14 protein-coding genes are annotated in these 12,460 nt (G+C 62.2%); 7 read left to right on the top strand and 7 right to left on the bottom strand.

What is annotated here, in order from left to right:
* Positions 1–122: 122 nt before the first annotated feature.
* The 6 genes from ACMGG9_RS08735 to ACMGG9_RS08710 all read left to right on the top strand — a co-directional run bounded on the left by ACMGG9_RS08735 (position 123) and on the right by ACMGG9_RS08710 (position 7,048).
* Entirely contained in the window at positions 123–656 is a 534-nt protein-coding gene (locus ACMGG9_RS08735; protein ID WP_342173910.1) for a fimbrial protein, read from the top strand.
* A gap of 89 nt (positions 657–745) precedes the next feature.
* Positions 746–1,468: a molecular chaperone gene (locus ACMGG9_RS08730; protein ID WP_033642746.1), complete on the top strand. Its 723-nt coding sequence runs from the start codon at positions 746–748 to the stop codon at positions 1,466–1,468.
* A 20-nt stretch (positions 1,469–1,488) separates the two neighbouring features.
* Positions 1,489–4,020, top strand: a complete 2,532-nt coding sequence (locus tag ACMGG9_RS08725; protein ID WP_414162080.1) for a fimbria/pilus outer membrane usher protein — start codon at positions 1,489–1,491, stop codon at positions 4,018–4,020.
* A 27-nt stretch (positions 4,021–4,047) separates the two neighbouring features.
* Positions 4,048–5,388 (top strand): fimbrial protein, encoded by a 1,341-nt coding sequence (locus tag ACMGG9_RS08720; protein WP_414162079.1) that lies wholly within the window; start codon positions 4,048–4,050, stop codon positions 5,386–5,388.
* Positions 5,385–6,137, top strand: coding sequence for a molecular chaperone (locus ACMGG9_RS08715; protein ID WP_226886058.1), 753 nt, complete (start codon positions 5,385–5,387; stop codon positions 6,135–6,137). Before ACMGG9_RS08720 ends, ACMGG9_RS08715 begins: the two co-directional genes overlap by 4 nt.
* 44 nt (positions 6,138–6,181) lie before the next feature.
* Positions 6,182–7,048: a hypothetical protein gene (locus ACMGG9_RS08710; protein WP_187048809.1), complete on the top strand. Its 867-nt coding sequence runs from the start codon at positions 6,182–6,184 to the stop codon at positions 7,046–7,048.
* A gap of 5 nt (positions 7,049–7,053) precedes the next feature.
* Here the strand turns inward: ACMGG9_RS08710 and ACMGG9_RS08705 are convergent, their stop codons facing one another.
* The 5 genes from ACMGG9_RS08705 to ACMGG9_RS08685 form a co-directional block, all read right to left on the bottom strand.
* Positions 7,054–7,647, bottom strand: coding sequence for an ATP-dependent Clp protease proteolytic subunit (locus tag ACMGG9_RS08705; protein ID WP_033642740.1), 594 nt, complete (start codon positions 7,645–7,647; stop codon positions 7,054–7,056).
* Between the two features lie 45 nt (positions 7,648–7,692).
* Complete coding sequence (locus ACMGG9_RS08700) at positions 7,693–8,022, bottom strand: SRPBCC family protein (protein ID WP_414162078.1); 330 nt, start codon at positions 8,020–8,022, stop codon at positions 7,693–7,695.
* The gene (locus tag ACMGG9_RS08695; RefSeq protein ID WP_033642736.1) at positions 8,019–8,333 is read right to left on the bottom strand and encodes an ArsR/SmtB family transcription factor; all 315 of its coding nucleotides are present in this window, start codon (positions 8,331–8,333) and stop codon (positions 8,019–8,021) included. Before ACMGG9_RS08695 ends, ACMGG9_RS08700 begins: the two co-directional genes overlap by 4 nt.
* A 110-nt stretch (positions 8,334–8,443) precedes the next feature.
* Complete coding sequence (locus ACMGG9_RS08690) at positions 8,444–8,869, bottom strand: universal stress protein (RefSeq protein WP_033642735.1); 426 nt, start codon at positions 8,867–8,869, stop codon at positions 8,444–8,446.
* A gap of 147 nt (positions 8,870–9,016) precedes the next feature.
* Positions 9,017–9,535, bottom strand: coding sequence for a hypothetical protein (locus ACMGG9_RS08685; protein WP_033652024.1), 519 nt, complete (start codon positions 9,533–9,535; stop codon positions 9,017–9,019).
* A gap of 236 nt (positions 9,536–9,771) precedes the next feature.
* Between ACMGG9_RS08685 and metQ the strand changes: the two genes are divergently transcribed.
* The gene (gene metQ, locus ACMGG9_RS08680) at positions 9,772–10,587 is read left to right on the top strand and encodes a methionine ABC transporter substrate-binding lipoprotein MetQ (protein WP_015377546.1); all 816 of its coding nucleotides are present in this window, start codon (positions 9,772–9,774) and stop codon (positions 10,585–10,587) included.
* Positions 10,588–10,633: 46 nt separating this feature from the next.
* Here metQ and ACMGG9_RS08675 read toward each other — a convergent pair whose 3' ends face one another.
* Both ACMGG9_RS08675 and ACMGG9_RS08670 read right to left on the bottom strand, forming a co-directional pair.
* Positions 10,634–11,398, bottom strand: a complete 765-nt coding sequence (locus tag ACMGG9_RS08675) for an SDR family oxidoreductase (RefSeq protein WP_089196937.1) — start codon at positions 11,396–11,398, stop codon at positions 10,634–10,636.
* A gap of 137 nt (positions 11,399–11,535) precedes the next feature.
* Positions 11,536–12,456 carry a sugar ABC transporter substrate-binding protein gene (locus tag ACMGG9_RS08670; protein ID WP_033642732.1) on the bottom strand — a complete coding sequence of 307 codons (921 nt, stop codon included), beginning with the start codon at positions 12,454–12,456 and terminating at the stop codon, positions 11,536–11,538.
* Positions 12,457–12,460 lie beyond the last annotated feature (4 nt).

Genomic DNA, 12,460 nt, shown 5'->3' with positions numbered 1-12,460 from the left:
AATCCATGTTTGCCGACGCGTTTAAAAAACAATTGCGCAACATGATTAATCAACAACCGCACGTCAGTAAATTATTACTGTCAGGAAAGCTTTTCTCTAAAGTAAATTAAAGGGCATTTCACATGAATGTTAAATTAGTCGCATTATCCATGCTGGCTCTCTCCGGCGCCTGTGCGGCCGCCTCGTCCAATACGGTGCAATTTAAAGGCGAAGTCAGCACGCAAACCTGTTCGGTGAATATTAACGGCAACCAATCCAACCCGGTTGTTCTGCTGCCGACCGTCGCCGGCAGCCAGCTCGCCACCAAAGGCGCCACCGCCGGCGACACCACCTTTACCGTTAACGTCACGGGCTGTGCGGCGGCAACCAGCGATACGGCGATCAAAACCGTGCTGGCGGGCAACAACCCGACAGTTAACGGCAACCTGGGCAACGCGGGCGATGCGGCCAAGGTTTCCATTCAACTGCTGGACAGCGACGCCACTACGCCGTTGTCATTCGCCAGCGGCTCTACCGTCACCACGTCGGCGATGACGCTGGCGAAAGACGCCACGTCCACCTCGCAGAACCTAGTGGCTCGCTACTACGCGGAAGATACCGGCGTAGCGGCCGGTTCGGTGATCGCCACCGCACAGTTCGCCATTACCTACAGATAAGCCGGCGTCAGGCGCCATACCTGTTGATGACAGCGCCGTTCCTTAGCGGACGGCGCTGAATGACTCGCTCCCTTTATCGGTTCACGTTTATGCAGCAGATAACCCGTTACGCCCGCCGTTGGGCCGCCCTATCGTTTTGCCTGATGAGTTTTGCCGCCAGCTACGCGTCGGCCAGCGTCACGCTGCTCGGCAATCGCGTGATCTACCCCGCCGAGGCGCGGGAAAAAACGCTGCAATTCACCAATGACGACGGCGCCCCGGCGCTGATGCAGATCTGGCTCGATATCAATAACCCCAAGTCCACGCCGGAAAACGCCGACGCGCCTTTTGTCGCCTCGCCGCAAATCTTCCGCATGAATCCGCACAGCGGGCAGATGGTGCGGCTGTCGTTCGTCGGCCAGCCGCTGCCGCGCGATCGCGAATCGCTGTTCTACCTCAACTTCCTGCAGGTGCCCGCCGTGCGTCAGACGGACAGCGACAAGAACAAACTGCTGCTGGTGGTCACCAATCGCCTGAAAGTGTTCTATCGCCCGGCCGGGCTGGCCGGCGACGCCAATCACGTCATCGATAAGCTCAGCCTGCGCCAGGTCGGCAACGCGCTGCGCGTCGATAACCCTACCGGCTACTACGCCAACGTCAGCCAGGCCGCGATACTCAGCGGCGCAAAACGCACCGCGATCCCGCAGGCGGACCTGATCCCGCCGTTTTCGCAGGCCAGCTGGCCGGTGAACGGTGAGGTGCGGCAGATCGCGCTGCGCGTCATCAATGACTATGGGGTGGAAATCACACGCACCCTGAACGTCGCGCGCTGAAACCAGACAGGGAGGTTTTCATGTTCGATGCTCGCAAGACGACGCCGCTTCCCGCACGCTGGTGTTGCGCGCTGCTGGCGCTGCCGCTGGGCTGCGCCGCCGCCGATGGCTACACCTTCGATCCCGCGCTGCTGCGCGGCAGCGTGCTGAGCAACAGCGCCCTGAGTCAATTCAACCAACAGGACGCCGTCGCCCCCGGCAGCTATCAGATCGATCTGTACCTCAACGGCCAGTTTCTCGAGCGCGATCAAATTCGTTTCGTGCGCGATGGCAAGCAGGTACTACCCTGTTTCGATCGCGCGCAGCTGACGCGCTTCGGGCTGAAAAATCCGCCGGCGGCCGAAACGGCATGCCTGCTGCCCGGCCGGGATCTGAAGGACATCACGGTGAACGCCGATATCTCGCGGCTGCGCCTGGATCTGAGCATTCCGCAGGCGCTGTTGAACGGCCAGCCGCGCGGTAGCGTCAATCCCGCCAGCCTGGACGGCGGCGAATCGATGGTCTTCGTCAATTACAACCTCAACCAGTACCACGTCAGCTATCGACAGGGGCAAACCCGCGACCTCGACTCGACCTACGCCAACCTGAACGGCGGGTTCAACCTCGGGCTCTGGCGCTACCGCCAGCAATCCAGCTACCGCTACGATCGGGAGTTCGGCGGCCACCTGGACACCAGTCGCCGCTACGTGCAGCGCGCGATCTTGCCCTGGCGCAGTGAAATGCTGCTGGGCGAAGGCTTTACCGACGGGCACTTCTTTTCCGGCCTGGGCTTTCGCGGCATTCAGCTCAGCTCGGACGATCGCATGCTGCCGGATTCACAGCGCGGCTATGCGCCGGTGGTGCGCGGCGTGGCGAAAAGCAACGCGCGCGTGACGGTGCTGCAGGGTAAAAGCACGCTGTACGAAACCACCGTGGCGCCGGGGCCGTTCGCCATCAACGATCTGTACGCCACCAACTACGCCGGCGATCTGACCGTGGTGGTGACCGAGGCCGACGGCAGCGTCAGCACCTTCACCGTGCCGTTCGCCGCGGTGCCGGAATCCATCCGCCCCGGCCAGTCGCGCTACTCCGCCATCGTCGGCCGTTCCCGCTACGTCGGCGATAACGATCTGTTCAGCGAACTGACCTGGCAACACGGCCTGACCAACGCCCTGACCTTCAACGTCGGCAACCAGCTGGCGGACGGCTATCAGGCGATGATGCTGGGCGGCGTGTACAGCAGCGAACTGGGCGCCTTCGGCATGGACACCACCTATTCCCACGCCAGCCTGCCGGACGGCGGCGCCTCAGGCTGGATGCTGCATCTCTCTTACAGCCGAACCTTCAGCCCGACGGACACCACCTTATCCATCGCCGGCTACCGTTACTCCACCGAAGGCTTCCGCGATCTCAGCGACGTGCTCGGCGTGCGGCGCGCCGCCGTCACCGGCCAACGCTGGCAGTCCGACTCCTACCGCCAGCGTTCGCGTTTCGAGGTGGCCGTCAATCAGGGCATGGGCGCGTTCGGCAGCTTGACGATGTCCGGCTCGACCCAGGACTACCGCGATCAGCGCGGCCGCGACAATCAGCTCCAGCTGGGCTGGGGGAAAACCTTCGGCAACGGCGTGGCGCTTAACCTCTCCGTCACTCGCACCCGCAGCCTGGGCTACAGCAACGGCGACTATCGCGGCTACGGGCCGTTGGATAACGTCTACAGCGCGCCGCTGGCGCAGAACACGCAAACCGTCACCGCCCTGTCGCTGAGCTTCCCGCTCGGGCGTTCGTCATCCGCCCCCAGCGTCTCGCTGCTGGCCAACCATAGCCAGGGTCAGGGCGGCAACTATCAGGCTGCGCTGTCGGGCAGCGTCGGCGACGAACAGCCGGTCAGCTACGGCCTGAACTTCACCACCGACGACGATCGCCAACAAAGCATCTGGGGCGGCAACCTGCAAACCCGCCTGCCTTACGCCAACGTCACCGGCTCGTTCTCCACCGCGCGCCAGTATCGACAAGGCTCACTGTCGCTGCAGGGCGCGGTGGTGGCGCACCGCGGCGGCGTGACATTAGGGCCGTATGTCGGTGATACCTTCGCCCTGATAGAGGCGCCCGGCGCCAACGGCGCGCAGGTGATGGGCGGCCAAGGCGCGCGCGTCGATCGCTTCGGCTATGCGCTGGCGCCGGCGCTGGTGCCCTATCACTACAACACCGTCGCGCTGAACCCCGAGGGCATGAATGATAAAGCGGAACTGGAGGACGGCCAGCAACGCGTCGCCCCGTACGCCGGCGCCACGGTGCGCCTGCGCTTCAACACCGTGCGCGGCCAGGCGCTGCTGATTACCGCACAGCGTCCCGACAACGCGCCGATCCCGATGGGCGCCAACGTGTTGGACAACGCGGGCAACAGCGTAGGCATGGTTGGCCAGGCCAATCAGGTGTATCTGCGCAGCGACCGGAATGCCGGCACGCTGACGCTGAACTGGGGCGACGCGCCCGGCCAGCAGTGCACGCTGCACTATCGCCTGCCCGCCGCGGAAGACAGCCCGATTCAGCGGCTCAGCGCTCCGTGCCGCTAACCCGTTTAACTTATCTCAGGAGAGACGATGAAACGCATTTCTTATCTGGTCGCCGCCCCGGCGCTGTTCGCCCTGTCGCTGTTCGGCGCGCCCGCGGCGCTGGCGCAATGCACGCGCGTCGCCCCCTGGATCGACTCCGGCTGCGATCCTTGCGGGGTGGGCACGGCGCTGGGTCGGGTCAACCTGACCAGCACCTATCTGCAGCCCGTCGGCACGCCACTGGGCACCAGCGTGTTCGATCTGACCTCCGGCACCCGCTATCCCGACCCAAACAAGGTGCTGTATGAATGCGATGCCGGCGATGTTGGGCAAATTTATGAAGTCTTCGCCACCAACGGCGACGATCGCGTCGGCGGCTATTACGATCTGGGCGCCAGGGACGGCAACCCCAACTATTACGCCACCTACTTCCCTTACGTCGGCATTCGTTTGACCCATCTGGATTCCGGCAAGGTTTTTACCCGTTACTGGCAGTCGGCGCCGATTACCCGCTACGCCACCGTCGGCAACAAAATCCAGATCCGGGTGAAAGACTTCAGCGCCATCCGCGCCGATCTGATCCGCATCAGCTCGCTGCCGGGCGCGGGCGCCAGCAACTACTGCGGCTACAGCGCCGGCAACCCGCTGGTGGGCATGGCGTCGACCACCGGCAATTCGAACTATACCTGCACGCAGCCGAACGGCTATGTCACCTTTCAGGGACCCGGCATCGCCTCGGATCCTATCGGCAGCGACTCCGCCACCAACTACGCCACCTGGGGCTCCGGGCGCTGGAACGCGATGGGCATGGGCACCGCACCGATCTCTTCGCTGACCTATACCGCCACCTGCGTGGCGCGCAACGTCACGCCGCTGGTGATCCTGCCGACCCTCTCCGTCAGCCAACTGACCGCCGGGCAAACCTCGCAGGCGCAGTTCACCCTCAATATCGAATGCGACAACGCCGCCGTGTCCGGCGTCAGCAGCAACAATACCGCCCTCGGCCTGCAGGTGCCGTATGAAAGCTATGTCGCGGCGCAGCGGCTCGGGTTGGTCAGCGCCAACGGCGGCGTAAGTTACCTGCTCTCCAGCGGCTACGGCACCGACAGCAGCGTCGCCACCGGCGTGGGCATCGCGCTCGCCAACGCCGGCAACGGCGCGCCGATGAACTTTGTCGGCTGGGCGCGCTGCAGCGCCGGGCAATGCCCGCAGGGCAGCGACGCCGGCTGGTATCCGGTGCTCAACGGCGCCAGCGGCGGCGGCAGCACCGCAGCGGGGTTTACCCACTACACCACCCAGCTCACCGCCACGCTCGCCCGGCTGCCTGGCCAAACCGTCACCGCCGGCAAGGTGGACGCCAGGGCCTACGTCTGGGTTAAGGTGCAATGATGAGAAAGAAATACCTGATTATGGGATGCGCCCTGCTGCTGGCGCTGGCCTCCATCGGCGCGCAGGCGGGCATCATCGCCTCCGCCACGCGGGTGATCTTTCACGAGGGCGAGACGGAAAAAACCCTGATGCTGCTCAACACCAACGGCTACCCGATCGTGGCGCAAACCTGGGTCGATAACGGTGACGTCAACGCCGCCCCCGAACTGTCTCGCGCGCCGTTTGTCGCCCTGCCCAGCGTATTCGCGCTGCAGCCTTCGGCGCTGAAAGGGCTGCGGATCCTGTTTGCCGGCGCGAACCTGCCCGCCGACAGAGAGTCGGTGTTCTGGCTCAACCTGTATGAGATCCCGCCCACCCGGCCGGCCACGCCGCCGCTGGCGTCGCGCGTGACGCTGGCGATGAACACCCAGATGAAAATCTTCTACCGGCCCAGGGCGCTGAAGGGGAAAGCCGAAAACGCGGCTGAGGCCGTCTCATTCACGCTGCAAAAATCGCCGGACGGTTATCTGCTGCGCTGTCAAAACCGATCGGCGTTTTATCTCTCGTTCGCGCGCATCGCCGTGCACGCCGACAGGCGCGATTACCCGGTGCGGCAAGAAAGCGACATGATGACCGCGCCATTCAGCTCGCGGGATTATCACCTCGACGGCGTTTCGGCATCCGCGCTCCCCTCTCGGGCCACCGTTCAGGCCACCCTCATCAACGACCAGGGCCAGCAGATCGTCAAGCCATACACAGCAAACCCATAACGATAAAAAGCAGCGCATTTTTTTAAGTACAGGAAATAGGGAAAATGAGTCTAAGCAGATTCCAGCTACAGTTTCATCTGGAGAAACAGGCCAACAACATCAGGCAGTCAGCGGCGTTTCACACCGCCATCGTCAAACACGGGGAATTATTGAGGGAGACCTACAAGAAGCATCCGCTGTTTTACAAAATCATTTTCAGGAACAGCCGGTTCATCATCTGCTCCACCATCCTGTCCATTTATTACCACCAGCCCGCCGCCGCGCTGAAAGACATCAAAGCCTTTTTCAAAGGGAAGAATATGATCAGCGAGAACTCCCTGGATTCCTTTCTGTTCTTTTTACGGGTCGGGCGCCGGCTGGAGGTCAAACCCTGCGAGCATGACAAACGCCAGTTGCGCTATAAGCCTACGCCGCACGCGCTGGCGGAAACCCAGGCGCTGATCGCCTCAATGGCGCGGCCTTATCAGGCGCTGGCGCCACAGATGCCCATCGCGGCGCTGCTGGCGGCGCCCGACTTTCTGCCCACCTTTTTCGCCGCCTACGGGCAACTGATGCTCAAGGAGATCTACCTGATCGATCTGGTGCAACAGTCCGGGCTGTTTATCAGCAAAGACGCCGGCCACATGGTGTTGTTGATGCTGTTTATCGAAAGCATTCGACAGGACTCCCCCTTTCTGCTGCTCTCCTCGGCGAAAATCGCCAAGTCGTGTTCCGTCTCTCGCGCTCACGTGAACCGCATTCTGCAGGCGGCGGAAAAATCCGGCCTGCTGGCCACCACCAATAATGTGGTGATCGAACTCAACAGTTCGTTTTTCATCATGGCGGAGCGTTATTTCAGTCTCTATTTCGCGATGGTCGAATTCGGGCTTGAACACGTTTGGCAAACGCAACAATCCGCCACGCACTCCTGAGCCCTTTACCGCGCCCGCAATACCCGATCGATCAATCCCCAGGCCGCCGCTTCGTCGGCGGTCATAAAGCGATCGCGATCCAACACCCGCTCCACTTCCTCTTCGTTCAGGCCGCAATGTTGGGCATACAGCCGGATCACCCGGTCTTTGGTGCGTTTCATTTCCTCTGCCTGGATCAGAATGTCGGACGCCTGCCCCTGAAAGCCACCCAGCGGTTGGTGCACATGCAGGCTGGCGTTGGGCAGCGCCATGCGGTGCCCCGGTTCACCGGCCATCAGCAGGAACGACCCCATCGAGCGCGCGGTGCCCATGCACAGCGTATGCACCGGGGCGCGGATATACTGCATGGTGTCGTAAATCGCCAGCCCGCTGGTGATCGCCCCGCCCGGCGAGTTGATGTACAGGTGGACCGGTTTTTCCGGGTTTTCCGCTTCCAGAAACAGCAGCTGGGCGCACAGCATTTCGGCCACGTCATCGTTGACTTCGCCGTTGAGGAACACGATCCGATCGCGCAGCAGGCGCGAGTAAATGTCAAAGGAACGTTCTCCCCGGCTGGTCTGCTCCACCACCATCGGGACGAGCATCATCTTCTCACGCATCGGTGAACTCCTGGGTTGGCAACAAAGAGAAAGGTGTTTAACGCGTCAGGCGGCGCGCATTACCGTCGTCGGGCCATCGTTGGCGGCGTCGAGCTGATGGATCACCCGCAGCAGGCTGCCGCCGCCGGCGTCCGGCACGATCTGCAGGGTGACGATGCTTTCGAGAAACGGCGGTTGGTCGTCGCGCAGGCGATAGCTCACCACTTCGCCCGGCGTGGCGGCCAACGGTTCTGCCTGCGCCAGATCTCCCGTCGGCAGCCACTGCTCGCGCAATTCGGGCACGCTGAGCGCTCGCCACACTTTTTCCGGCGGCGCATCAAGCGAATATTCCAACACCAGCCGTTCCTGCGGCGGCGACTCGGCCTGTTTGTTCATTGATCCATGTCCTTCAGCAAGGTTTGCAGCGCGTCGATGCGCGCCGGCCAGTAAGCACGGTACTTCGCCAGCCACTGCGCGATCTGCGCCAGCCCCTCCGGGTCGACCTGGTAATTGACGAAGCGCCCCTGTTTCGCCTCGCGCACCAGTCCGGCATTGCGCAGCACCGCCAGGTGTTGCGACATCGCCGACTGGCTGATGGTCAGCCCTTCGCGCAGCGCGCTGGCGTTCATGCTGCCGGCGGCGAGTTTGTCGAAGATGCAGCGGCGGGTCGGATCGGCCAACGCCTTGAAGATGTCATTTTCGTTCATACAAACACATTAGTATTTACTTATGTATTATGCAACCGAGCAAGGCATTTTTTGCTGCAAAAGAAACTCCGCGCCGCAGCGCGGAGTGAATGGACGAGGCATGATCGCGCTTATGAACGGATCGGGATCACCAGCACGTCGATATTCAACTGGTTGATGGCGTTGCGGGTGGAAGAAAACAGATTGCTCCACAGATCGTGGTGATGGCCGAACACCAGCAGATCGATGTCTTTATCCACGATCGCCGTGCGCAGTTCGTCAACGAAGCCGCCGCGCCCGATAATCACTTCCGCGATCGGGTAATTGACGTTTTGCGTGGTGGGTTCCAGCTCTTTACGGATCTTCTCTTCGAACGGCACGCCGTCGTCGCTGCGCTCCGAAAAGCCGATCGCCGCGTGGTAGGTGTCGTAGTGAACGTCCACATAGATCAGCGAGAGTTTGGCCTTCAGCGCTTCCGCCAGCAGCGCCCCCTTTTCGACCAGCCGTTTGCCGTCATCGCTCAGATCGGTGGCGATGACAATATGGTGGTAACACATAGCGCCTCCTGTCATGGACTCGGTAGAGCCGAGGCTCCGATATCACGCCGGGGTCATATCGTTATGGTTAATTTTAGTTCAGAAATGGCGCTCGTGGCGGGAGGTGATGCGGTGGGAAAGCCCCGTTGCCGGGGCTGAAGGCAGAAATTACTTCTCGCGCTGCGCCTCAAACCAGACGTTGCACAACGACAGGATCAGCGTGTTGGCGTCTTTCACCAGCACGTTGTCGCCGGGCACCCCTTCGGTGCCTTGATCGGTGATGCCTTTGATGGCGGTATCGGCATGCTGAATGGCCACGCGCTCGACCGACGGCGTGCTGATGCCCAGCATCGGGAAATCGATGTAGGAACTGCTGCCGGCGTTGTCCTCGACAAACTCCTGCGCCTCTACGGTGCTGACGGTAGCCCCCTCGCTTTTCAGCGCCGTGCCGTTCCAGCTGAACGCATCCGCTTTATAGCTGATCTTGCCGCCAATCAGGCTCTGCGCCTGCTGCTGATCCCAGCAACCGGTGGTTTGGGTCGGCACGATTTTGCTGACGCGCCAGTTGCCCAGCAGCTGTTTAGGGATCGGCCCGGTATCGCTCTCCGCCGCCCGAACCTGAGTCGCCGAGACGCAGGCCAACACCACCAGCGGCAGCAGCGCCTTGCTCCAAGTGTTCAATCGCATTGTCTTTTCCTTCGTTTCAGTACCCAGTCTGCCCTCGCGGGCCAGCGGCTATCATAATAAGCCCGCCGATTCGCCGTCAAAGCAATCCGCATCGCGCCGGGCGGCGGCTACTCATAGCCAATCGCTATTAGTCATAGTGAATCAGTATTTTGTTTTAGCTCAGCGATTACCTACAGTCACTGCCACTATTCTGCCCGCCTAAATTAGCAGGCAATGTTGACAAGGACCCTGGGAAAATGACATTTACGCTGAAAAACCTCACGCTGGCGCTGGCCGCCGCCGGCACGCTGTTGCTGACCGCCTGCGGCCCGACCGCACAGGACGATCACCACATCAAGGTCGGCATCAGCGCCGGCATCGATCAGTCGCTGTGGGCGGTGGTGCAGAAAGTGGCCAAGCAGAAATACGATCTGGACGTGGAGGTGGTGACCTTCAACGATTACGTGCTGCCGAACGAAGCGCTGAACAACGGCGATCTGGACGTCAACGCCTTCCAGCACAAGCCGTATCTGGACAAACAGATGCAGGAGCGCGGCTACAAACTGGCGGCAGTAGGCAACACCTTCGTCTACCCGATCGCCGGCTATTCGAAGAAAATCACCGCGCTCAGCCAACTGCCGGACGGCGCGCAGGTGGCAGTGCCGAACGATCCGACCAACCTGGGCCGCTCGCTGCTGCTGTTGCAAAAACAGGGGCTGATTACGCTGAAAGACGGCGTCGGCCTGCTGCCGACCGCGCTGGACATCGTCAGCAACCCGAAAAAGCTGAAAATCGTCGAGATTGAAGCGCCGCAGCTGCCGCGCGCGCTGGACGACCAGCAGGTGACGCTGGCGATCATCAACACCAACTATTCCAGCCAGATCGGTCTGTCGCCGGCGAAGGACGGGCTGTTTGTCGAGGACAAAAACTCGCCTTACGTCAACATCTTCGCCAGCCGCATCGACAACAAAGACAGCGAGAAAGTGAAGGATCTGGTCAAGGCCTATCAGACCGATGAAGTGGCGGCCAGCGCCGCCGAAATCTACAAGGGCGACGCCGTCAAAGGCTGGTAACGCCGCGCGTAGGGCCCGTGGCGCCTGGCCACGGGCGATGACAGCCTCAGCCGCGCTGGATGGAAACGCCGCCGTCCACCAGCATTGCGGTGCCGGTGACGAACGAGGAAGCGTCAGACGCCAAATACAGCGCCGCCTGCGCGATCTCCTCCGGCATCGCCAACCGCTTCAGCGCGTGCAGCTGGGCCACCTGCGCCAATGCTTCCGGGGTATTGCTCATCTGCCGCCCCATCGCCGTGTCGGTGCCCCCCGGCAGCAGCGCGTTCACCCGAATGCCGTGTCCGCCAAATTCCACCGCCAGCGCCTGCGTCAGGCCGATCAGCCCCGATTTGCTGGCCGCATAGGCCGCCGTACCGGGAAACGCCGCGGTGTGGCCGACGAACGTAGAGGTGAAGATCACCGAGCCCGCGCCGCGCGCCTGCATGGCGGGGATTTGATATTTGGCGCTGTAGTAAGCGCTGGACAGATTGGTTTCCAGCACGTCGCGCCATTCTGACGCGCTGAGCGCCAGCGACGGCCCCAGCGGCCCCAACGTGCCGGCGTTGTTGAAGGCGATATCCAGCCCGCCGAATTCATCGACGGCCGTCGCCGTCAACCGTTCGGCGAAGGCTTCGTCGCGCACGTCACCGGCTACCGCCAACGCCCGGCCGCCCTCGCGCCGAATGTCCTCCACCAGTTCAGCCAGCAGCCGCTCGCGCCGGGCGCCCAGCACCAGCGTCGCCCCCTGCCGGGCGAACAACAGCGCCGCCGCCCGCCCGATCCCCGAACTGGCGCCGCCAATCACCGCCACCTTACCGTTCAATGCGTTCATCTCTTATCCTCACACCGTAAAAGAGCCTCAGTGTGACGCAACATCCGGCGCAGCGCTGGCCGCAAGCGGACATGCAATTGGCGCCATGAAAAAGGCGCTGCAAGCAGCGCCCCGGCAACGCGGATCCGACGGCGAACTCACGGTTTGGCCGCGTATTTCTCCTGATTGGCCGGCGTCACCAACTCGAACGGGATCCAGTAATACGGCTCAAGCTTTTCGCCGTTGATCATGCGCTGCGCCACATCGACCGACGCCTTGCCCTGGCCGACCGCATCCTGGAACACCGTGACCTGCATCTTGCCGGAGGCCAGCGCCTTGAGGCCGTCGGGCGTGGCGTCGATGCCGCCGATCAGCACGTTCTTGTCCGCTTTGCCGGCCTGCTGCAACGCCATGATCGCGCCGATCGCCATCTCGTCATTGTTGGCGGCGACGATGTCGATCGTTTCGCCGTTGGTCAGCCAGTTCATCATCAGGTCCATACCTTCACTGCGTGAATAGTTGGCGCTCTGTTTCTGCACCACCTTCATCTTCGGGTATTTGGCCACCACCTGCTCCACGTCTTTGGTGCGCTGCAGCGCGCCGGCGTCGGTCAGGTTGCCGATCATCACCGCCACGTTGCCCTGATAGTTAGCCAGCCGCGCCAGTTCTTCCATCTGCAGCGTGCCGGACTCCCGCTCGTCGGAGCCGACGAACACCACCCCCTGCGGCAGCCTGGCGTCGCCCGGCGTGCGGTTCACGTACACCAGCGGCACGCCGGCGGCCTGCACCATTTTGGTCATCACCGGCGTGCTGGCCGAGTTGACCGGATCGACGATAATCGCGTCCACCCCGGCGCTGATAAAGCTCTGCACCTGATCGGTCTGGCGGCCGACGTCGCCGCGCGCGTCCTCAAACTGCACGGTAATGCCGCGCGCTTTGGCCTCCTTGTCGATCGCCTGGCGGATAATGGTGAGGAAGTTCTGGTCGAAATAGGCCATCGATACGCCGATGGTTTGCGCCCATGCCGGCGCGGAAGCGCACAGCGCCGCCGCCAGCCACAGCCCTTTCAGAAAGTTCATGATG

Origin of the sequence: Serratia sp. BNK-10 (assembly GCF_047456065.1) — a bacterium.
Classification (GTDB): domain Bacteria; phylum Pseudomonadota; class Gammaproteobacteria; order Enterobacterales; family Enterobacteriaceae; genus Serratia; species Serratia ureilytica.
This window is presented reverse-complemented; position numbering and strand designations above follow the sequence as displayed.

What these genes read in the sequence shown, in the direction of transcription:
- ACMGG9_RS08675 (WP_089196937.1), bottom strand. Translation starts at nt 11,398, where the DNA reads ATGAACGCATTGAACGGTAAGGTGGCGGTGATTGGCGGCGCCAGTTCG.
- ACMGG9_RS08695 (WP_033642736.1), bottom strand. Translation starts at nt 8,333, where the DNA reads ATGAACGAAAATGACATCTTCAAGGCGTTGGCCGATCCGACCCGCCGC.
- metQ (WP_015377546.1), top strand. Translation starts at nt 9,772, where the DNA reads ATGACATTTACGCTGAAAAACCTCACGCTGGCGCTGGCCGCCGCCGGC.
- ACMGG9_RS08705 (WP_033642740.1), bottom strand. Translation starts at nt 7,647, where the DNA reads ATGCGTGAGAAGATGATGCTCGTCCCGATGGTGGTGGAGCAGACCAGC.
- ACMGG9_RS08730 (WP_033642746.1), top strand. Translation starts at nt 746, where the DNA reads ATGCAGCAGATAACCCGTTACGCCCGCCGTTGGGCCGCCCTATCGTTT.
- ACMGG9_RS08735 (WP_342173910.1), top strand. Translation starts at nt 123, where the DNA reads ATGAATGTTAAATTAGTCGCATTATCCATGCTGGCTCTCTCCGGCGCC.
- ACMGG9_RS08725 (WP_414162080.1), top strand. Translation starts at nt 1,489, where the DNA reads ATGTTCGATGCTCGCAAGACGACGCCGCTTCCCGCACGCTGGTGTTGC.
- ACMGG9_RS08670 (WP_033642732.1), bottom strand. Translation starts at nt 12,456, where the DNA reads ATGAACTTTCTGAAAGGGCTGTGGCTGGCGGCGGCGCTGTGCGCTTCC.
- ACMGG9_RS08690 (WP_033642735.1), bottom strand. Translation starts at nt 8,869, where the DNA reads ATGTGTTACCACCATATTGTCATCGCCACCGATCTGAGCGATGACGGC.
- ACMGG9_RS08720 (WP_414162079.1), top strand. Translation starts at nt 4,048, where the DNA reads ATGAAACGCATTTCTTATCTGGTCGCCGCCCCGGCGCTGTTCGCCCTG.
- ACMGG9_RS08715 (WP_226886058.1), top strand. Translation starts at nt 5,385, where the DNA reads ATGATGAGAAAGAAATACCTGATTATGGGATGCGCCCTGCTGCTGGCG.
- ACMGG9_RS08685 (WP_033652024.1), bottom strand. Translation starts at nt 9,535, where the DNA reads ATGCGATTGAACACTTGGAGCAAGGCGCTGCTGCCGCTGGTGGTGTTG.
- ACMGG9_RS08710 (WP_187048809.1), top strand. Translation starts at nt 6,182, where the DNA reads ATGAGTCTAAGCAGATTCCAGCTACAGTTTCATCTGGAGAAACAGGCC.
- ACMGG9_RS08700 (WP_414162078.1), bottom strand. Translation starts at nt 8,022, where the DNA reads ATGAACAAACAGGCCGAGTCGCCGCCGCAGGAACGGCTGGTGTTGGAA.